Raw genomic sequence first — 18,923 nt, 5'->3', positions numbered from 1 at the left:
AGGAGGCGAGACGAAGGGTGCGGAATCCCATGGAGTTCCGGGCGAACGTCGAGTCCGGGAGGAGTGTGGCCGTCGGACCTCCCCCGAGTGCGCTGGGCGACCTGCCGGGCGGTCCGAGCATCGACGCCCTCCTGGAACGCGCGGCCCGCCGAATGCCCCGGCGGGCCGCGATACGCGCAGACGGAGCCGAGTGGACTTACGACGAACTGAACACACAGGTGACACGGTTCGCCAGGGCACTGCGCCAACTGCTGCCCGACCTGGGCTCGGTCGTCGCCGTCCCGGCCGTGGCCGATCCAGCATTCGTGACCGCCCTGTACGGGACGTCCCGCAGCGGCAACATCAGCGTGATCCTCAACCCGCTCTGGCGGGAGGACGGCCTGGTGCACGCGCTGCGCACCAGCCGAGCGCAGATCGCCGTCGTCACACCGCAGATGTACCGCGTCCTGAGCGACATCAGATACAACCTGCCCTACCTGGACACGGTGATCCTCACGCACGCCGCCGACGACATCCCCGACGTACCCGTACTCGGCGACCTCCGGGCGCCGGCACCGCCACCGTCCACGACGGTGAGTCCCCTCCCGGACGCGGTCGCCTGCGTGCTGTTCACCAGCGGTACGACCGGCGCCTCGAAGGCGGTGATGCTCACCCACCGCAACTTGACGGTCAACGCGGCACAGACCGCGTACGCCCATCAACTCGATGACCGGTCGGTCACGCTCAACTGCCTACCGACCTATCACCTCATGCACCTCAACAGCAGCGTGTGCGCCATGGCGCGGCAAGTGCTCCACCCCAAGGGTGATCCGGCCGGCTCGCTCAAGGCCGCGGTGGACAACGGCGTGACGCACTACTACAGCCTGCCCGTACGGCTTGCACAGCTGGCCACGGCGGAACCTGCGACCGGCCCCAGGAAACCGGTGCCCACCCTGCGCGCCATCCTCTCCGGCGGCAGCGCCCTCCCGGTCGAGCGGGCAGCCGTACTCGCCCGCAGGTTCCAGGTTCCGGTGGTGCAGGGCTACGGGCTGGCAGAGACCTCACCGCTGAGCCTGTGCGACCCGCTGGACGCCTCCCGGCACGGTTCGTGCGGTGTGCCGCTGCCCGGAACCCAATGCCGGATCGTGCATCCGGACACCCGCGAGGTGCGGCCGCTGGGCGAGACGGGCGAGGTGGAGCTCCGGGGCCCCCAGCTGATGAAGGGGTACCTCGACGTCGAACCGCTGCCCCGCGATGTGTGGTTCGCCACCGGCGACGTCGGCCGTATGGACACCGCAGGCCACCTCTACCTCGTCAACCGGATCAAGGACGTCTTCAAGTGCGACAACTTCCTCGTGTCACCCACCGAGGTGGAGGCGGTGCTGCGCAGACACCCCGCCGTCGACGACTGCGTGGTGGTCGGACGTGCGGATCCAGACCGCGGAGCGCTCGCCTGCGCGCTGGTCGAGACCCGTGACCCCACCGTACGGGCGGACGACCTCGCGGCGTTCGTCAACGGCCAGGTCCCCTACTACCAGCGCATCTGGCGGGTGGAGATCGTCGACGAGATCCCGCGTTCCGCGAACGGCAAAGTCCAGCGCATCGACCTGCGCGACACAGTGGCCCGGTGGACGCTGCCGGCCGGGCCGCCGGAGAATCCCACACAAGGAGAAAACTGACATGGCCACAGTGATCAACCGTCTCAGGCTGACCGGGGACCGCGAGGAGTTCGAACGTCTCCTCGGCTCGATGACCGCCTACATGAAGAGCCGGCCCGGATTCGTCTCGCACCGCCTGTACCGCTCGGCGCGCAACCCCGAGGTCTACGTGGAACTGGCCGAGTGGCGCGATGCCGCGGACCACCAGGCGGCCCTGCGCAGCCAGGAGTTCCAGGCCCACATACCCCAGCTCATGAAGCACGCCGAGGCCGAACCCGATGTGTTCGAGCCAGTGGTGGACGGCGTCGCCGGCCACTGAGGCGCGGCAGGGAGCAGGAGGCCGGGCGCCGTGTGCGCCCGGCCCCCTGCTCTCAGGGGAGCCTCGGGCCCGTCGTCAGCCGCCCGTACCAAGCGGCAGCCGGGCCAGCAGACCGGTGAACCCGTGCTCGGTGATGCCCGTGCCGCGAGCACACAGGTAGCCGTCGGGACGTATCAGCAGCCAGGAGCCGGACTCCGCCCCCAGCGCGCGTCGCAGCGAGCCCTCGTCGGTGAAGGCACCGGGCAGGTTCGGCCGGACCTCCGGCCCGTCGGCCGGCAGCACGGTACGCACCGAGAGCCACCCCCGGTGACCGGCCCGTATGTGTTGGACTTCCTTCGATGCGTGTTCGTCCTCGAAGAACCACAGAAGGGTCCACCGCGGACCCGCCAGCTCCGCCAGGAAGGCTTCGGGGCCCGATGACTGGGTCTGCGTGGACGTGAGCCGGCTGACCCGGTCGCCGGGTCTGACCACCGACCCGTCGCTCGTCGGCAACGACAGGGGAGAGTCGGCGTAGTTCACCTCCAGGCCGGACATCGTGCCGAGAATCTTGTGCTGCATGTGCCGGCGGAGCGCGGGCACCGCGCGCACCAGGGCGAAGAACACCGGAAGGACACGCTGCAGCACCGGGTTCCGCAGCTGGATGAGGCGCGTTGCAGTTCTCGTCGAGGCCAGCAGGGCGCGGCCCACCGGAACGCGCTCGTCGCTGTAGCTGTCCAGCAGATCCTGCGAGGCACGGCGGTGGACGACGGCCGCCAGCTTCCAGGCGACGTTGTAGGCCTCCTGGATGCCCGTGTTCATCCCTTGACCGGAGGCCGGGCTGTGCACGTGGGCCGCGTCACCGGCGACCAGGCACCGGCCCACCCGCATGCGCTCCACCATCCGTTGTTGGAAGGCGAACACCGACACCCACTCGGGACGGCCCACCTCGACGGTGGCGCCGACGCCCGAGCTGAGCATGGCCGCGAACCGACGCGCGACGCGGTCTGGATCCTCGTCGTGCGGCGGTCGCGAGGTGTCCAGCAGGCGCCACCGACCCGGTTTCGACAGCGGCACCATCATCAACGTCGTGCCCCCCGTGCGCACCCAGTAGATGCTGTGCCGGGGCAGGTCCGTCTTCACCTCGGCGTCCGCCAACATCCAGGTCTCGCTCTGCTCGCCCAGCAGGCGCAGCCCAAGACGCTTGCGCACGAGACTGTGCCCCCCGTCGCACCCGACCAGCCACGGCACGTCGAGCTCCTCGACGCCCGCGGAGCGGACCAGACGGGCCTGCACCCCGTCGCCGTCGTGCTCGAAAGCGTCCAGCCGGGTGCCCCACTCCACCTCGACCCCGCGCCGCGCGAGAGCCGTCCGCAGGACCCGCTCGGTGCGGACCTGGCTGATGGTCAGCGTGAAGGGGTAGCGGGTCGGAGTACGCCCGTAGTCGGCCTCCAGCCTGGTCAGCCGTTTGCCGTTCTGGAAGAGGGTGAAGGCACTGACCCGCTGCCCCAGGGGGAGAATGTCGTCGACGATGCCCATCTGGGCGTAGGTCTCCAAGGTGCGGGGATGGGTCGCGATGGCCCGGCTGGTGGTGACCGGGGCCAGGCGGGCGTCCACGATCCGCACCCGCAGGCCGTGGCGGGTCAACTCGTGGGCGAGCGTGAGGCCGACGGGACCGGCTCCGGCGATCAGAACCTGAGGCCCCTCGTCGGCCGTGCCCTGCACCCCGTCCCTGTCATGTGTGTGGTCTTCGGGCGTCAAGATCCCTCCTTGAGCGGACGCGACTGACCGCGCATCGTCCGGTACTACGCTCGAGCCGGCTTCGTGACGCCGAGCGCCAGGGTCCGCCGCAGCACGTCGGTGAGCCTGCCGACGGCGTCGGCAGGCGCCGCGTCCCGGGCCCTCCAGCACACGAACCCGTCGGGCCGGACCAGCACGGCACCGGAGTCGGTGACACCGTGCGCCTCGGCCCATGACCCCTCCATGACCGTGAGATCCGCGCCGACCCGGTGCACCCGCACCGGGACCGGCAGGCCCGGCTGCCCGCCCGCCTCGGCCCAGCGATCGGCGCGTGGCCCCGCCAGCAGCACGAAACGGTCCCGGAACAGGTCAAGGGAGGAGATCCCGACCCCCTCGTGCAGCAGCGGGAGATGCGGGGCCCTGCTGCCCGGGCCGCCGTCCCAACGGCTCACCGGGATGGTGTCGGTGTCGCACGGCGTACACGCGCCGACGCCCTCGTCGCCCGCCACCGCGGCCGAGCGATAGCGGTAGCCGAGCGCCACGGCCAGCGCGTCAGGCAGAGCGGACCCGGGCGAGCCTCCGGTACCCGTACGCCCCCGCTGACTAGCGGCGGAGAACGCGCACGCTGCGACGGCGACCGGGCGGCGCTCGTCCTCGTAGGTGTCCAACAGGCCACTGGCTGCCTGGTCGCGCACGACTACCGCGAGCTTCCAGGCGAGATTGTGCGCATCCTGGACACCGGTGTTGCCACCGAGGCCGCCGGCCGGTGGCGTCACATGAGCGGCGTCGCCCACCAGCAGGACCCGGCGGTCGCGGTACCGCTCGGCGACCCACGACGCCAGCTCCCAGCGGTCCAGCGGAACGTCGTCGGTACGCAGCAGCTCGATCGGTACATCGTCCCGGCCCACGGCCTGCCGGATCAGGGAGAGGCACTGCTGGTCCGAGGGGGCGTCGCCGGCTGCTTCCGCGGGCACCATCAGTACCCACCGCTGCGGATGGTCCAGGCGCGTCAGCACCGTTCTCGGCACCGGCCGGTCGAGGTAGCACAGGGCCAGTCGGCGTCCCCGCAGAGCGGGTCCGAGGTCCGCGCCGAACGGGATGCTGACGTAGCGGGTCGCCTCCACCGCCGTTGCGCGTACCGAGATGCCCAGCCGCTCGCGGATCGTGCTGCGGTGTCCGTCCGCCGCGACGAGGTACGCGGTGCGGACCCGGGACACCCGCCCCGTGTCCCGGTCGAGCAACTCGGCCGTGACGCCGTCCTCGTCCTGGGCGAACGACCGCAGTTCCGTGTGGAACCCAAGGGCGCAGCCCAGACGCGAGGCATGCTCACGCAGCACGGGCTCGACCTCGTTCTGATCGATCAGGAGCGGCGCCGTGGGGCTGATCCGGGCGTAGGAGTCGGGCGCCGGCCGCACGGCGTGGAAGTCCTCATCCGCATCGAGGGTCCGTGCGCGGGCGACCTCCGGGAAGTCCCGCAGCACCGAGGCGGGTGCGGCATGCAGGGCGTCGGAGAGACCGACCGAGGACAGCACCTCCATCGAGCGCACGTTCAAGATGCGCCCGCGGGGCAGCACGGAAGTACGCGGATGGCGCTCCACAAGCCGCGCCCGCACACCGTGGTCGGCGAGGAAGACAGCCAGCGACAAGCCGACCAGACCACCACCGACGATCAGTACCGGCACCTCGTTGTCCATTCCTGCTCCTTCACGCCCGACGGCTGGCGGCGCAACCGTGCCGGAGCAGGATCGACACCCGCTGGACGACCGCTCGACTCCGCCGGCACTCGAACTGCCCTTGAACCGCCTCGCCGATAGTGCGAGCGCGCTGTCGGCCGAACGGGAAAGGGGGGGATGACCTTGTCGAACGCGAGCCACTCACCTCTGCACCGCAGTGCCCGGGACATCAAGGACATGGCGGCCGCACACACGAAGCGGACCGACGACGGACGCCGCTCGTCACCGACCGTCGTGGCCGCGCCCACCGACGCCGGCTTCGCACACCACTTCGTCCCGAGAACGGCCGGCGGCGAGGAACGAACGTCCAGCGCCTTGCTCGGCGCGGTGCCCACGATGTCCGAGGGCGGCTCGCCGCCCGACTGGTGCACCGCCCTGCTCGCCTCGCACACCACAATGGCGCACTACCTGCCTGACCCCGGCCAGAAAGAAGTGTGGGCCAACGCAGAGTGCGGATCTCAGCGGCCATGCGTCCCCTCCGGGACGCATCGCACCACGCAAGGCGGCGGCTGGCGACTGACCGGGGGGTCGGGGTTCCCCAGCGGCGTCGACCTCGCCAAGTGGGCACTGCTGTCCACCGCCGAGCCCGACACCGACGGGCGGATCCGCCTCTTCGCCGTGCCCCGCGAGGCACCGGCGGTGGTCGACACCTGGTTCACCGTCGGCCCGCGCGGCACCAGCAGCAGGACGGTCGTCCTGAAGGACTTCTTCGTGCCCCAGCACGACGCCCTCACCCACCAGGCACTCCTCGACGAAAGCGGCTGCCCGGGCCCTGCAGACGGACGTGGCACGCTGCCACGCCGTGTCGCCCCGCCTGGTGAGCGGCCCGAGCCTGCCGGCACCGCACAGGAGGCCACACGTCGGCCACCGCACCGGACGCCGCGGACCTCCCGCTGCGCTGGCACCCATCGCGGCCGCGCCGACAGCGCGACGCCGCTGACCGGTGACCTGGTGGCACGCCGCCGCACACGTGACGGACGCCGTCGAAAGCCTCCAGCGCGCCGCGGGCGGGCGCAGGGCAGCGACCACCACCCGCTGCAGCGGGCCTGGCCGCCTGACGTGCACGCCGCGACCAGCCACGCCGCCCTGCAACTCCAGCCCAACGCCGCCGCATACGCACGGCACGCCTTGTCCGACGGCTGACCCAGCGACTGGGAGAATCCTCATGAACGACGCCCCCGACAGCGTTCCCACACCGCTGCTCCTGCACGAGATGGCCTTCAGCCTGGGGACCACGGCCGCCCTGGTGGCGGCGGTGCGCCTCAACGTGCCGGACGCCCTGGACAAGGCTCCCACCGGCGCGGCGGACCTGGCGCGCACGGTGGGAGCCCACCCCGAGGCCATGGAGCAACTACTGCGGGCGCTCGCGGCACGCGGGGTCTTCCGAGCCCAAGACGACGGCCGGTACGTCCACACGGAGGCCTCGCGGCTGTTGCGCAAGGACGCCCCGGGCACCCGGCGCACGATGGTCCTCCTGGCCGGCGCACCGTTCGCCTGGCAGGTGTGGTCGCACCTGACGGATGCGGTGCGTACAGGCGAAAGCGTCTGCCAGGACCTGTTCGGCACCGATCTGTTCAGCCACCTGGAGAAGAACGACCCGGACCTCGGGGCCCTGTTCAACCGGGCCATGTCCCAGTCGGGCGAGACCACCATGCAGCCCGTTGTCGAGGCGCTGAGTGTCGGCGACACCGACACGATCGCCGACATCGGAGGCGGGCACGGCACCCTGCTGCGCATGCTACTCGAGCGCCATCCCACCACGCAGGGCGTTCTGTTCGACCTACCGCAGGTGGTAGAGGGGGCCGAGAAGCGGCTGACCGACGGCGACCTCTCCGGCCGGTGCCGAGTCCTCGGCGGCGACTGCCGGCGGGCGATCCCGGTTGAGGCCGACACGTATCTGCTGAAGAACGTCGTGCACATGTGGGACGACGCGACGGTGGTGGGCGTGCTGCGCACCCTCCTCGACGCGGCGCCCGCCGGCGCCCGCATCGTGCTCGTCGAGCAAGTCCTCAACGCGACGCGGACGCTGCGCAGCGCCACCACGATGGATCTGCTGATGCTGGTGACGCAGGGCGGACGCGAGCGCACCACCGCCGGGTTCACCCGGTTGCTGGAGCGGGCCGGGCTGCCCGCTCCGAGGATCGTTCCGGCGGGACCGGCCGCGTTCCTGGTGGAGACGGTCGTCCCGGCAGACGTCAGGCGCGCCGCGCCTCGATGAAGTCCCAACGCACGCCCGTCGCTACGACACGGCCGGCCCGTCCGATCCCGAACCCGGCCCGCCGAAAGAGCTCCATGTTCTCCTCCTCGGTGCCCACCCAGCCGCCGCGCTGCAGGAAGACCGAGAAGCCGACCCGGTGTGGTTCCCTCGGCCTCCCCATCGACGTTCCGGGCCGGTGATGCCATTCAGCAACCCGGTCAGGAAGGCCTCCACCACCAGGTGCGCCGACGCCGGCATGCCCGCCGCAACGCCAGGCAGGACGCGCACGACCCGGCCGTCGTCGTTCTCCCACAACACAATCCTGAACAGGTACAGGTCACCGTCACCCGGACGCGGCCTCGAACACGATGCCCCCGCGACCCTGCGCTCCGTGAGGTTCGCACGGGCAGCAGGCGTGATCGCCGGAACCTCGAAGAGGACGCCCCGCGCGGCGGGAGCCGCGGCCGGACCCGGGACCGAAGTTCGCGGCGAACACGCCACCGGAGGTGAGCAGCGCCCATGGGGCCAAGCCCGAGCACCTCCTCGATGACCAGCCCGAGGACCACACGGGATCGCAGACACCTGCTTTTGTGTCCGCTCGTGCGCCCCGATCGCGACCGCGGGGCCGGCGACCGGACGCGGACCGTCCACCAACTGGCCGGGCACACCCAGCGACGTCCATGCCCTGACGTACCGGGACGGTGGAACGAACTGATGACCGGGCCCTGAAGGACCGAGGCGTCGACCCTTTCTTCGGGCACGGAGAGCTCCCTTCCCAACCCGCGGCTCTGTTTCGATCCGTGCCGCTCACCCGCGCTCGCGACGGAAGCGCCCGTAGGCGACACCGCCCGGCAGGCTCTCGACCGGGGACCTGCCCTCGAAATAGGCGTCGCAGGCCGCCTTGACCCCGGGGAACGGCGCGACCGTGCCCGCCGCCGCGCAGGGATCGGTGTAGTCGTCGATGATGAGGGCGCCGCCGGGCGCCAGCCGGGGAACGCATTCGGCCAGGGAGACCAGGGTCGAGGAGTACAGGTCACCGTCCAGGTAGCCGAAGGCGATCCGGTCGGGCAGCCCGTCGGCGAGGGTGGTGTCGAACCAGCCGGGGTGTATCTGCGGAGGCCGCTTGCGCCACGTGTCGAAGGCCGCGAGCAGGTCGTCCGCAGAGCAGGCGAACACACCGGACGGCATGACGATCTCGTCCTCCTCCGTGGTGTCGGGAAGCCCTTCGAAGGAGTCGAAGACGTGGATGGGCCTGTCGTCGCCGCGCGCGTCCAAAACAGCGCGCATCCACAGGGTCATCGCCCCCCGATAGCAACCGAGTTCGACGACCGGACCGCAAACCCCGTCGGAGACGATGCGTTCCAGTTCGTCGCGAACATACGTCAACCGAGCCGGATCAACGGTCTCATGATGCTCCGTCAGCAAAAACAAGCGCAGCTCGTCGAGATCTGAATCCGTTGCCAAGGCAACCACCATTCTCCATCGCAAAACCCGTCACAGGGTGGCGTCTTCACCGCGCGCGAGCCGCGTCAGCGGCGCGACGAGGGCGGAGACGGGGGGACGTTGCGCACCGCTCGAGCGCACCCGAAGGGCCGCGGCGCGCAACGCATCGTCATCGAGGAGCCGGCCGACCGCGTCGTGCACGTCGTCATACCGCGCGGCCAGGCCGGGAACGCGCAGCCCGGCACCGGCCGCCGCGTACCGCTTGCTCATCTCCCTCGTGTCGTCGGTGAGCGGCAGCATCAGCTGGGGCAGCCCCGCGACCGCACCGGCCATCATCGGATTGACGCTGCCCTGGTGGATCAGCGCGTCACACGTGTCGAGCAGAAGACTGACCGGGCACTGACGCAACACACGTACCCCAGACGGCAGTTCGCCCAAGATGTCCACCTGCCGGGAGGACGCGGTGAGCCACAGCTCCGCCCCGTGCGCGGCCACCGCGTCCACGACGTGGGACAGCGTCGGCATCGCCGGTCCGTAGATCTCCAGCGCAGAGTTGCTCCACAACAGGCAGACCCGCTTGCGCTCGGGCCGCCGCCACATCCACGGCGCGATCTCACCGGGCCCGTTGTACGGGATGTAGCAGCTGCCCAGCCGCACGGCGTCGCCCGCGTCCGGAGCCAGCACCCTCGGCGTGGGATCGATGAAGTGGCTCACCTGGGTGCGCTTCCACTGCGCCACGCCGTGCCGGGCGAACGACCCGACGGCATCGTCGAGCCCCGTCTCGTACGCGCCGAACATGCCGGGGGAGTGGTAGACCGCGGGGACCCCCAGCACGCGTGCGGCCAAAGGACCCTCCAAGGACATCAGGTCGTGCACCACCAACGACGGCCGCAGCGCGCGAGCACAGCGCACCGCGGCGTCCCGGTTGTATCGGGTGATGTCCTCGAACTCGCGCAGGAACGCGGCCCCGTGCCGTTCGGCGTTGTACTCGTCCGCGGATGCCAGGGGCTGCCCGGTCAGGGGGTGCAGGAGCGGCAGTTCGTCTTCCGGCCGCGCTTCGGCGTGGCGCGCCATCCGCTCGAAGACCATCATGTCGATGTCCTTGAGCGCCGGCACGGGGTCAAGCCCTGCGCAGCGGACCGCGGCGGCCTGCGAAAGCGCGCACAGGACCCGGACCTCGTGCCCCGCCGCGCTCAGTGCCCAGCCGAGCGGAACCATGCAGAAGTAGGCGCCCTTCCAGTTGGTGGTGGTGAACAGCACGCGCATGCCGGGCTCCTGGGACGGGAAGGCGGTCACCTTCGGGGGGCGAGCGGCGCAGCGGCCACGGACAGGACGGCACCATCGAGGCGGGACAGATCGCCCGAGGTCAAAGCGGCCACGAGATCCACCACAGGAGCGGCGGCAGCCGCGAAGACCCCGGTCCCGGCCACCACGTTGACCCGCAGGGCGGGCGGTCGTACCTCGGCGGCCAGGTGCCGCACGACCGTCCTGGCCAGCGCGTCGTCGAGACCGCAGCCGGCGGTGAGGTACACCAGCGCACCGGATTGCCGAAGCGAGGCAAAGGTGCGCACGGCGGCCCGGGCGGGCACCACGCAGGCGCACATACGGCGCCCGATCGCTTCGAACACGTCCATCACCCCGGTCCCGCCGCGCCCATGGGCGGCGGGACCGGCGGTGTCAGCGGTGTTCACCACCACCGCGTCCATGGCGCCGAGGGCGCCGACCGTACGCTGGTAGAGCGCCTCCGTCTGCGCCGCGTCCGTGAGGTCGGCCCGCACCGCGATCGCGTGGCCACCCTCCTTCTCGATGCCGCGCACCAGGTCCTTGGCGTCCGCGAACGAGGCGTCGTACTGGATGGCGAGCAGGGCGCCACGCCGTGACAACTCGGTCGCGATCGTGGCGGTCGACCGGGCGTCCCCGCCCACGACCACGACGACCTTGTTCTGCAGAGAGTCCGAGACCATGGCGGGGCACGGTACGGCGGCCGCTTTGAGCCCTGCTGGAGCGTCGTTGGGCTCACCGGCCGCCCGCGACGGTGATGCTCTCACCGGTGACGTTCCCGTTCGCGGCCGAACAGAGGAAGAGCAGGGTGCGCGCCACATCCTGAGGCGAGCTCAGCCGGCCCGTCGGAGTACGGGACCGCTCACGCTCCCTGATCTCCTCGGGCAGCCCACCGCGCACCCGCTCGGTCAGCGTGAGACCGGGCGCCACCACGTTGACCAGGATCCCGTCCGGGCCCACGTCCCACATCAGGCTGCGGGCGAAGCCGTACAGCCCGGCCTTGACGGCACCGTAGAACTCCTGGCCCGGCTGGCCGCCGAATGCGTTGTGGGACGAGACGAACGCGATGCGCCCCCACCCACGCTCCCGCATCCCCGGCAGGACCAGCTGGGTGGCCCGGACGACCGGCGCCAGATTGTGCGCCACCACCGCACCCCACTCGCTCTCCGGGACCTCCTCGAACCGGACGCCACGGGCACGTCTGCGCCCCCAGCCGAACGCGTTGGCGACGAACACGTCCGGTCCACCGCATCGTTCGCGCACCACCGCGACCGCCTCGGCCGCCGAGCCCGTCTCGTCGAGTGCGTACCGGACCGGGAACGCGTCCTTGAGCTCGCACGCCAGACGCTCGGCGCCGTCCCGGTCGTTGCGATAGCCCAGAGCGACAGTCGCTCCCTCGGCGGCGAAGGCCCGGGCGATCTCCTGCCCGATCCCGCCGGTCGCCCCGGTCACCAGCGTGGTCCTGCCAGCCAACCCGAAATCCATGGCAGGACGGTGCCCCGCCCCGATCGAGGCACGCTCGCAGCCGGAGAGGGAAAGACGGCGTCTCGAATCGGCCTCGAACGCAGACGGATGACCGCTGGGGAGGGTGGAACCATCCACGTCCGTTCCCCGCGACCAGGAGGAAGAAGGATGCCACAGGAAAACGCAGAAGCGTTGACCCGTCAAAAGCTCCACACCTACATGCGCGGCTACACCCACTCCAGCCTGCTCCGCTGCTCGGTCGAGCTGGGTGTGTACGACGCCGTCGTGGTCGGCCCGGCCGGTGCCGACGTCCTCGCGACCCGCCTCGGCACACCGCTGCGCGGCACGCGCATCCTGCTGAACGCGCTGGTCGCCATCGGTCTGCTACACCACGAAGACGGTCGTTACTCCTTGGTGCCAGGGGCGGACGATCTCCTGGTCAGCACCGGCAAGGACTACTTCGGCGGGCCCATCAGGCTCGGCACCGACAGCTGGGAGTGGGACGCGCACAAGCGCCTCGCGGAGTCGGTCCGCAAGGGCGGTCCGGTCATGGAGACAACCGCTGACACCCCGGACTTCACATATTTCGAAACATGGGCCGAGCACAGCGCCGACTCGACCTTCAACACCGGCGCCGCCCCCCTCGTCGCCGACCTGCTGCTTCCCTGGAACCCGTCCGCCGCCGCGGTCGAGGTGCTCGACGTCGGCTGCGGGTCCGGCTCGTACGGCTTCGAGATCGCGCGCCGGGACCCACGCGTCAGGCTGTGCGCCTTCGACTGGTCCTCCCGCGTCCTCGCGGTGGCGGAGGACAACGCGCGGCGCCTGGGGATCCGGGGCCGGACCGAGTTTCGCCAGGGGGACGCCTTCAACGATCCGCTGGGCGGCCCCTACGACCTGGTCACCATGGCACACGTGCAGCACCACCGGTCGGCGGAGCAGGCGAGCGCGCTGCTGCGCCGGCTGCACGCGGCGATACGGCCCGGAGGCCGCATCGGGGTGGTCGGCCACACCTACGACGAGAAGGTCTCCCCGGCCGACGACCCCAATCCGCACATGTTCGCCGTGATCATGCTGATGCAGACGGAGACGGGCGAACCCCACTCCGTCGACACCTACCGGCGCATGTTCACCGAAGCCGGTTTCACGAACGTCCGATTTCACGCCAGCAACAACTCCATGCACAAAGCGATCGTCGCCGACCGTGTCTGAACGGTCTGAGAGCGAGGGGTAGAGCGTGGCACAGCAGGCAACGAGCGGGAAAAGCTTGCACGAGGACCCCGTCCGAATCGGCGTGCTGGGCTGCGCCGACATCGCCCGGCGGCGCATGCTGCCCGCCATGGTGAACGTGCCCGACATCGAGATCACGGCGGTGGCCAGCCGTGATCTCGCCAAGGCACAACGTTTCACCGCCGACTTCGGCGGACAGGCCGTGTCGGGATACGAAGCCGCCCTCAAACGGGACGATGTCGACGCGGTCTACATCCCCCTGGCCACCGGACTGCACGCCGAGTGGATCACACGGGCGCTGCTGGCGGGCAAACACGTGCTCTGCGAGAAGCCACTGGTCACCAGATACGCGGACGCGGCCAAGGCGGTGTCACTCGCCCGTGAGCATGGGCTGCTGCTCATGGAGAGCTTCATGTTCCTGCGACACTCACAGCACACCCGGGTGCGGGAACTGGTCGCCGACGGAGCCATCGGCACACTGCGCGGCTTCACCGCCGACTTCGGGATCCCGCCGCTACCGGACGGCGACATCCGCTACCAACCAGCCCTCGGCGGCAGCGCGTTGTTCGACGTGGGCGTGTATCCGGTGCGGGCCGCCCAGATGTACCTCGGCTCCGACATCCGGGTCGCCGGGGCGTACCTGCGCGAGAATCCCCGGCACGGGGTGGATGTGGCCGGCAGTGCGTTGCTGCATGACGAGAACGGAGTGACGGCCCAGCTCGGCTTCGGCTTCGTGCACGCCTACCGTTCCCGGTACGCGCTGTGGGGAAGCGCGGGTAGCATCAGCCTGGAAGGGGCCTTCACGCCCCCCAACGGCTATCGACCGGTGCTCCGGTTGGAACGGCAAGACGTCCGCGAGGAGCGGGTCCTGCCCGCCGACGACCAGTTCGCGAACATCGCCGTCGAGTTCGCCCGTACCATCGGTGAAGGTACGGGCTTCGAGCCGCACCTGGAGATGATCCTGCGTCAGTCCGCACTGGTGGAGGAGGTCCGCACCCGCGCGAAGGAAGGCTGACAGCGGCGGGCGCCGCCCTCGGGCCGAGGACGGCGCCCACCGAATGAGCTGTGCTCACCCCGAGGCCGTGGCGGCCTGCAAGGGCTTCCACCACGCCGGGTTGTCGCGGTACCAGCGCACGACCTCGGCGAGGCCCTCGTCGAAACCGATGCGCGGAACGAAACCCAATTCGTCGCGGATGCGCGTGGCGTCGAGGGCGTAGCGACGGTCATGACCCCGCCGGTCCTGCACGTAGCGCACCTGGGACCACTCCGCGCCGCACAGGCGGAGGATCCGTTCGGTGACCTCCTTGTTGCTCAAACCCGCGTTGCCGCCGATGTTGTAGACGTCGCCGGCCTTTCCCGCGACCGTGACCAGGTGCACCGCGGCGCAATGGTCACGCACGTGCATCCACTCGCGGACGTTTCCGCCGTCGCCGTAGAGCGGGACCGGCCGCCCGGACAGCAGGTGCGTCACGAACAGCGGGATCAGCTTCTCGACATGCTGGTAGGGGCCGTAGTTGTTGGAGCAGCGAGTGATCCGGACGTCGAGGCCGTGGGTGCGCCAGTACGAGCGGGCCATGAGCTCCCCGCCGGCTTTGGACGCGGCGTAAGGGGAGTTCGGGGCGAGGGGACAGGACTCGTCCCAGGCGCCTTCGAGAATGGACCCGTAGACCTCGTCCGTCGACACGTAGACCAACGGTGACACCCCGGTACTGACACACGCGTCGGCCAGAGACTGCGTTCCGACGATGTTGGTCTGCACGAACGCCGAGGCACCGGCGATGGACCGGTCCACATGCGACTCGGCGGCGAAGTGCACCACCGCGTCGTGACCGGGCAGCATCTGTTCCAGCAACGCCCGGTCCGTGATGTCGCCATGCACGAAGCGCAGCCGCGGGTGGCAAACCGGGAGGTTGCTCAGATTACCGGCGTAGGTCAGCTTGTCCAGCACCGTCACTCGGGCACCGTCGCTGTCCGGAAAGTCTCCGTTCAGCAGGCTCTTGGCGTAGTGGGCGCCGATGAACCCGGCGCCTCCGGTGACCAGGATCCTCATGCGGAGCGCACCTGAATGCTGGTCTGGTCGCCCAGGAGCAGGCACTGCGACTCGACGTCGCGTGCGATGCCCTGGACGCGGGCCCCTTTGCCGATGACCGAGTCCCGCACGCCCCGCACCCCTTCGACTTGTACGTTCTCGAGCACGATCGACTCCTGGACGTCCGTGTTCTCAATCAGGCAGTTCTGTCCGACAGCGGTGTGCGGACCGATCCTGGCATGGCGTATGACGCACCCCGCGCCGATGGTGAGCGGACCCTCGAGGTGCGAGGCGACGATCTCCGAGCCGGCCCCGACGGCCACCGGGCCCTTGACGACGGAGCTCTGGTCCACCCGGCCGCGCACGTCGTCGACAAGACCGTCGAGCACGACGCGGTTGCACTCGAGCAGCGCCTTCACCCCGCCGGTGTCCGCCCAGTACCCCTGGTAGATCTCCGCAGTGACGTCCTGACCGCTGTCGAGGAGGTGCTGTACGGCATCGGTGATCTCCAGTTCGCCCCGTGCGCTCGGCCGGACACGGCGCACGGCCTCGTGGATCGCGGGGCTGAAGAAGTAGACGCCCATCATCGCCAGGTCCGAGCGGGGCTGTTCGGGTTTTTCCGCCAGCGACACCACCCTCCCCTCGGAGTCGAGTTCGGCGACACCGTAGTGCTGGGGATCGTCGACCTTCGTCACGAGCACCTTCGCCGCCGGGCGACGTTCGGTGAAATCCCGTGCCGCGCCCGCCAGATCGCCGATCAGCATGTTGTCGCCGAGATACATGACGAAGTCGTCGTCGGCCAGGAACTGCTCGGCCACCGTCACGCAGTGCGCGAGTCCGAGCGGCGCCTCCTGGAACAGATAGGTGATCTCGAGGCCCAGGTCCGCGCCGTCCCCGATGGCCTGCTCGACCTGGCCACCGCGCTCGCCGACGATGACGCCCACGGACGTGACACCCAGATCGCGGAGGTTCTCCAGGCAGTAGTGCAGGACCGGTTTGTTGGCCACCGGCATGAGCTGCTTGGGCATGGAATAGGTGAACGGACGCAGACGGGTCCCGGTTCCCCCGGACAGCACCAGACCTTTCACCGGGGCCCTCCTTCACTCGGTGGTGGGTTGCCTTCTGTTGCACGACGTGGCATCTCAATCGCCCTGACCTGTGACGTTCCGGATCCACTCGGCAGCCGCCGCATGCCATGAGCAGGCGTTGCGAGGGAGTTCGGCGCATGCCCGGCCCCTGGCAGCACGTAGGCGCCCAGCCGGTCGTCGCCGGCGAACCCATACCGCTCGAAGGCGCTCACCTCTTCCGGCGACGTACACGCCGGATACGGGCCCCCGCAGACCAGGGCGTCGTCCGAGCCCAGTGCGACGAGTACGGGGGCCTTCTCCACGGCGGCCAGCGCGGCATCATAAAGATCACAGAGCGAGTCCCGTTCTCCCGTGGTCGTTGTCGACGTGATCGGCTCATCGGCCGCCATCGTCCGCGCAAAGGCGTCGGCGGGCGGGTAGAAGAGGTCCTCGCGACTTCCCGACTTCGCCGTCGGACAGCCGTCAGGGGACCGGGTGGGGCTGACGACCGGATCCTCCGACACAGGGATCGTCAACGGCAGGAAGCCGTCGCCCGTGGGACCGGCCGCGTACGCGAAACCGCTCAGGACGACCTTCGGATACGCGTGCCCGGCCAGCCCCGAGTGCAGCGCGGAGACCACTTGGCGACCCCAGGCCACGCCGGTGTCGAAGGTGACAGCGAAAGCGGCCGAAAGGCCGCTCCTTCTGGTGCCGAGCCGGGCCAGCGCCGAGGCGGCCGGTGCCGCGAGCGAGAAGACAGTGACCGCGAGACTCACGAGCGTGGTGCGGGTGAGGGAACGCACGAGGGACGGGGACACTAGGGCGCTCCCGTCGCCGCGAGCTGCGAGACCTCACGCATCTCCCGCTCCAAGCGCCCCATGAAGTAGATGATCTCCTCATGGTTGGTGGAGCCCACGAACCCGTCGACACCGACCTTGTAGTACAGGGCCGAGGTGAACGGCACGAGCACATGCTCGTACGGCTCCTCACGCTTGAGGGCCTGCACGAGAGCCGGTACGTCGCACGTGAACGTCATCCCCTCGCGCACGTGGAACTGTTCACCGGAGATGGTGACGACGGGCAGTCCGGGGTGCGGGTACTCCTCGCTCGCCTCCTCACCGCTGGACACGTACGCGGGCAATGTCTGGATGTCGAACCGGAACACCTCGTCGAGGAGCGCACGGGGCTCCTTGGGCAGAAGCGGGCGCATCGCCTCCTCCCACCACTGCTGGAACAGACGCTTCGCCACGCGGCGGCCGTAGACGAACTCGGTGGCCGGGCCCAGTGCGTCCACATTGGTGAAGGAGCGGTTCAGCAGTTCCTGGATCGGCCCGGCGTCGGGATCCTCCGTCTGCCCGAACCACTCGATCATCGACCGTATGGCCTGGGACTGGGTGATGCCACCGAGCACGCGCAGGACCGGCCAGAGGTTGCGGAACACCGGATTCTCCGCAGTGAGCCGGGAGAAGAACAGGAAACGGTGGATCAGCTCGTTGTCCTGCGGCGTCATGGTCTGGTGCGAGAGCAGGTACTCGAAGTCGTCGTTGTCACCCCGCACGGTGACCAGGCCGAACTTCTCCTTGTTCTCGGAGTACTCGGTGTTCGGCAGGAGCAACATCGGATACGTGGCCACCCGGGTGACGTACCTGGCCAGCCGGTCGTACCCCTTCATGAACGACTCGACCGTTTCTCCCGGAGCCCCCCAGATGAGCTCGGCGTAACACTCCATGCCCTCCTTGTTGAGCCACTCCGCCAGCTCTTCCCAGGAGTTCACCTTCATGTTGCGCCGGTTCATCAGCGACAACGCGCTCTCGTCCAAGGTCTGCAGCGCCAGCGTGAAGGAGCTGTGCAATCCCGCTTCCTTCATCATGCGGACGATGTCGTAGAAAAGTTTGGACTTGTTCTTCGCCCAGGAAGTCTCGAGCGCCTTGGGGAAGCCATACTTCTCCCGCACCTCGATCATGTCCTCGACGAATTCGCGGTCTATGGGCAGCATGCCGAAGTTCGCGTCGCATAACACGATGGTGTGCACCTTGTGCTGCGCGAACAGTTCCAGCTCCTGCCGGAGACGTTCCCGGGAGAAGGCGCGCACGCGCTGGCCCACGGCGCCGCCCCAGAAACAGAAGGCACACTTGTAGGGACAGCCTCGGTTCGTCTCCAGCAGGGCGACGTCGTAGGGGAACTTTCCGTCCTTGTCCTGCAGACTGATCGCACCGGTCAGGAACGGCGACGGGATGATGTCGAGATCCTCTATCCGGGGCCGCTCCTCGGTGGTCACGAGCTTCTCCCCGCCGCCCATGAAGGAGATGCCCCGGATATGATCGAGTTCGGTGCGCGGCGTGCCGTCAAGGTAGGCGTTGAGGATTTCCCTGAAGGTCAGTTCGCCCTCGCCGTTGACGATGACGTCGACCTCGGGATACATGCGCAAGGTGCGCTCCGCCTGGTGGGCGACATGGGTACCGCCGAAGACGACCCAGCCGTCCGGATTCAACTGCTTGAAGGTCTCGGCGAGGCAACCGAAGGTACGGAAGTTCCAGCCGAGCACGGAGAAGGCGATGACGTCGGGAAAGTCTCCCTTGCCGAACAGCTCCTGGGCGATGCCGACGAGCGTCGCACCGCCGTCGAAGTTTCTTATCTCTACGTCCAGTTGCTCGCTTATTCGCTGATCTTCGAGAGCCGTGGCCTTGATGTAGGCGGAGGCGAGCGGCATGGATTCGAGCGACATCGCCCAGACACCCTGCTGGACGAGCAGGACCTTTTTCTTCGGAGTCTTCTCCATTTTGAACCTATTCTTCACGGGGTCCCCCGGC

Annotated in this window: 17 protein-coding genes; 6 read left to right on the top strand and 11 right to left on the bottom strand. The window is 69.3% G+C overall.

The genetic code is table 11. The annotated features are described in order from the left end of the window. Nucleotides 1-17 precede the first annotated feature (17 nt). Together ACFXOM_RS32060 and ACFXOM_RS32055 are read left to right on the top strand one after the other, a co-directional pair. Entirely contained in the window at nt 18-1,658 is a 1,641-nt protein-coding gene (locus ACFXOM_RS32060; RefSeq protein WP_384927658.1) for a class I adenylate-forming enzyme family protein, read from the top strand. Nucleotide 1,659: 1 nt separating this feature from the next. Then, complete coding sequence (locus ACFXOM_RS32055) at nt 1,660-1,956, top strand: antibiotic biosynthesis monooxygenase family protein (RefSeq protein ID WP_384927657.1); 297 nt, start codon at nt 1,660-1,662, stop codon at nt 1,954-1,956. Nucleotides 1,957-2,031: 75 nt separating this feature from the next. Here the strand turns inward: ACFXOM_RS32055 and ACFXOM_RS32050 are convergent, their stop codons facing one another. Then, nucleotides 2,032-3,693, bottom strand: a complete 1,662-nt coding sequence (locus tag ACFXOM_RS32050; RefSeq protein WP_384927655.1) for an FAD-dependent monooxygenase — start codon at nt 3,691-3,693, stop codon at nt 2,032-2,034. A 44-nt stretch (nt 3,694-3,737) separates the two neighbouring features. Beyond that, complete coding sequence (locus tag ACFXOM_RS32045) at nt 3,738-5,366, bottom strand: FAD-dependent monooxygenase (RefSeq protein ID WP_384927653.1); 1,629 nt, start codon at nt 5,364-5,366, stop codon at nt 3,738-3,740. Nucleotides 5,367-5,522: 156 nt separating this feature from the next. On the opposite strand from ACFXOM_RS32045, the gene ACFXOM_RS32040 reads away from it, so the two are divergent. Together ACFXOM_RS32040 and ACFXOM_RS32035 are read left to right on the top strand one after the other, a co-directional pair. Beyond that, complete coding sequence (locus tag ACFXOM_RS32040) at nt 5,523-6,548, top strand: hypothetical protein (protein WP_384948550.1); 1,026 nt, start codon at nt 5,523-5,525, stop codon at nt 6,546-6,548. Nucleotides 6,549-6,570: 22 nt separating this feature from the next. Further along, the gene (locus ACFXOM_RS32035; protein WP_384927649.1) at nt 6,571-7,623 is read left to right on the top strand and encodes a methyltransferase; all 1,053 of its coding nucleotides are present in this window, start codon (nt 6,571-6,573) and stop codon (nt 7,621-7,623) included. Here ACFXOM_RS32035 and ACFXOM_RS32030 read toward each other — a convergent pair. The 5 genes from ACFXOM_RS32030 to ACFXOM_RS32010 all read right to left on the bottom strand — a co-directional run bounded on the left by ACFXOM_RS32030 (nt 7,601) and on the right by ACFXOM_RS32010 (nt 11,811). Continuing rightward, a complete protein-coding gene (locus tag ACFXOM_RS32030; RefSeq protein ID WP_384927647.1) occupies nt 7,601-7,783 on the bottom strand; it encodes a hypothetical protein in 183 nt (60 codons plus the stop codon). The genes ACFXOM_RS32035 and ACFXOM_RS32030 overlap by 23 nt on opposite strands. A 626-nt stretch (nt 7,784-8,409) precedes the next feature. Then, nucleotides 8,410-9,078, bottom strand: coding sequence for a TylF/MycF/NovP-related O-methyltransferase (locus ACFXOM_RS32025; RefSeq protein ID WP_384927645.1), 669 nt, complete (start codon nt 9,076-9,078; stop codon nt 8,410-8,412). 18 nt (nt 9,079-9,096) lie between these two features. Continuing rightward, nucleotides 9,097-10,311, bottom strand: a complete 1,215-nt coding sequence (locus ACFXOM_RS32020) for a nucleotide disphospho-sugar-binding domain-containing protein (RefSeq protein WP_384927643.1) — start codon at nt 10,309-10,311, stop codon at nt 9,097-9,099. A 26-nt stretch (nt 10,312-10,337) separates the two neighbouring features. Continuing rightward, the gene (locus tag ACFXOM_RS32015) at nt 10,338-11,009 is read right to left on the bottom strand and encodes an SDR family NAD(P)-dependent oxidoreductase (protein ID WP_385040828.1); all 672 of its coding nucleotides are present in this window, start codon (nt 11,007-11,009) and stop codon (nt 10,338-10,340) included. Between the two features lie 52 nt (nt 11,010-11,061). Further along, nucleotides 11,062-11,811 (bottom strand): SDR family NAD(P)-dependent oxidoreductase, encoded by a 750-nt coding sequence (locus ACFXOM_RS32010; protein WP_384927639.1) that lies wholly within the window; start codon nt 11,809-11,811, stop codon nt 11,062-11,064. A gap of 147 nt (nt 11,812-11,958) precedes the next feature. Between ACFXOM_RS32010 and ACFXOM_RS32005 the strand changes: the two genes are divergently transcribed. Both ACFXOM_RS32005 and ACFXOM_RS32000 read left to right on the top strand, forming a co-directional pair. Then, nucleotides 11,959-12,999: a class I SAM-dependent methyltransferase gene (locus ACFXOM_RS32005; RefSeq protein WP_384927637.1), complete on the top strand. Its 1,041-nt coding sequence runs from the start codon at nt 11,959-11,961 to the stop codon at nt 12,997-12,999. Nucleotides 13,000-13,024: 25 nt separating this feature from the next. Next, nucleotides 13,025-14,032, top strand: coding sequence for a Gfo/Idh/MocA family protein (locus tag ACFXOM_RS32000; RefSeq protein WP_385040825.1), 1,008 nt, complete (start codon nt 13,025-13,027; stop codon nt 14,030-14,032). 54 nt (nt 14,033-14,086) lie between these two features. On the opposite strand, the gene rfbB is transcribed toward ACFXOM_RS32000, so the two are convergent. From rfbB to ACFXOM_RS31980, 4 genes are read right to left on the bottom strand one after another with little or no spacing between them, the layout of a single operon-like run. Beyond that, the gene (rfbB, locus tag ACFXOM_RS31995) at nt 14,087-15,067 is read right to left on the bottom strand and encodes a dTDP-glucose 4,6-dehydratase (RefSeq protein ID WP_384927633.1); all 981 of its coding nucleotides are present in this window, start codon (nt 15,065-15,067) and stop codon (nt 14,087-14,089) included. Further along, nucleotides 15,064-16,134, bottom strand: coding sequence for a glucose-1-phosphate thymidylyltransferase (locus ACFXOM_RS31990; protein WP_385040822.1), 1,071 nt, complete (start codon nt 16,132-16,134; stop codon nt 15,064-15,066). The genes rfbB and ACFXOM_RS31990 overlap by 4 nt, the downstream gene beginning before the upstream one ends. Next, complete coding sequence (locus tag ACFXOM_RS31985; protein WP_385040819.1) at nt 16,131-16,931, bottom strand: hypothetical protein; 801 nt, start codon at nt 16,929-16,931, stop codon at nt 16,131-16,133. The genes ACFXOM_RS31990 and ACFXOM_RS31985 overlap by 4 nt, the downstream gene beginning before the upstream one ends. Then, nucleotides 16,931-18,892 (bottom strand): KedN5 family methylcobalamin-dependent radical SAM C-methyltransferase, encoded by a 1,962-nt coding sequence (locus tag ACFXOM_RS31980; RefSeq protein WP_384927627.1) that lies wholly within the window; start codon nt 18,890-18,892, stop codon nt 16,931-16,933. Before ACFXOM_RS31980 ends, ACFXOM_RS31985 begins: the two co-directional genes overlap by 1 nt. Nucleotides 18,893-18,923: the final 31 nt, after the last annotated feature.

The sequence above is a fragment of the Streptomyces sp. NPDC059169 genome, from assembly GCF_042755225.1.
Lineage (GTDB): Bacteria > Actinomycetota > Actinomycetes > Streptomycetales > Streptomycetaceae > Streptomyces.
The sequence above is the reverse complement of the archived record's forward strand: the minus strand, read 5'-3'. Positions and strand labels throughout refer to the sequence as shown.